The organism is Pseudomonas sp. SDT291_1_S447, assembly GCF_054070155.1.
Genome location: NZ_JBSVXS010000275.1, coordinates 1 through 859 on the forward strand (window position 1 = coordinate 1; position 859 = coordinate 859).

Here is an 859-nt window from a genome sequence, read left to right on the forward strand (position 1 = left end):
AGGACCTGGCCTTCGGCAAAGGATTTGTCGAAGGGGATTTCGACACGCACCTGGGACAGTGCGGGATCCAGTGCTCCGGAGTTCTCGTCCAGCATTTTCGGCGCGGCCAGCCGTTGGACTTCGCCGATGGCGCGGATGAATTGGCCTTTGGAACGTAGATCAGGGGATGCGTCGGCCTTTTCCAAGCGGTACGACAAGGTGATCTGCGACTTGGCCAACTGGCGCAGCACGGCGTTGGGAACCTTGTCGTCAGTAACGCTCGGCACGCTTGTCAACGCCGCGCCTTCTACTTCCAGATCAATCGGTGGCCCTTCGACCGGTGTGCCCTTGATCCTGATGTAGGGAATGTCACCGACCGTGAACTTGCTGGTATCCGTGGCGATGATTTGCACGGTGCCGTCGGCGTCGCCCAGCTTGTCGACGTCCAGCACGTTGTTCAGCGTTTCCTTGAGCAACGGCGCCCCCAGCCGTGTTGCATCCACCGCCACCACGATGCGTTGCTCGGCACTCCAATCCTCGGAGCGGTTAAAGACGCAGTCGTACACCTCGAAAACCACGGCCACGCCGGACGTTTCCGCATCCCCGGCCTCACGGATGATCGCTTCCGTGATGGTGATGATGATCGGCGCCTTGCCTTCGGCCTGTTCCTGAGTCAGCGCAGCACTGAACACGTAGATGCCGCCCCAACTGAGGCGACAGACATCGCCCGCCGCCGCGAAGGGGTAGGGCGGTGTGCCGTCGGCCTTGCCAATACTGATTGGCACGCCAGCGGCGACGTTGTCCTTGTCGATGCCGCCGTCAGCAATCTCCTTGGGAATCGTCATGATCAGCTTGGAATGCCCGCCATCACCGTTGTCGT

The 859-nt window shown here is 61.0% G+C and carries 1 pseudogene; it reads right to left on the reverse strand.

What is annotated here, in order from left to right:
• Positions 1 to 859: pseudogene (locus ACW9IR_RS29505) on the reverse strand (hypothetical protein); the annotation flags it as partial.